General features: G+C 52.4%; 1 protein-coding gene. It reads left to right on the top strand.

Annotated elements, in window-relative coordinates:
* Window positions 1-490 (top strand): L-lactate permease (locus ACTHUR_RS19270; RefSeq protein WP_440400396.1); only part of this gene is annotated, 490 nt, incomplete at both ends.

Here is a 490-nt window from a genome sequence, read left to right on the forward strand (position 1 = left end):
TCTCTACCCTGACCCCGATTACCGTGATTTTCGGTGCCATTATGTTCAACCGCATGATGGAAACCACCGGCTGTATCGACGTCATCCGCAAATGGCTGGCCACCATCAGCCCGAACCCGATTGCCCAATTGATGATCATCGGCTGGTCTTTCGCCTTTATGATTGAAGGCGCGTCCGGTTTCGGTACGCCTGCCGCCATTGCCGCGCCAATCCTGATGAGCTTGGGCTTCAACCCGTTAAAAGTAGCCATCTTCGCTTTGGTGATGAACTCCGTACCTGTTTCCTTCGGTGCAGTAGGTACTCCGACTTGGTTCGGCTTTGCGCCTTTGGGCTTGGATCAAAAGAGCATTATGGAAATCGGTATGCAAACCGGCGTCATGCACTTCTTTGCTGGTTTCATCATCCCCGTCATCGGCTTGAGCTTCATCGTACCTTGGGCTGAAATCCGTAAAAACCTGGGCTTTATCGGTATCGCCGTATTCTCCCGTAC

The sequence above is a fragment of the Neisseria sp. P0021.S007 genome (genome assembly GCF_051956855.1).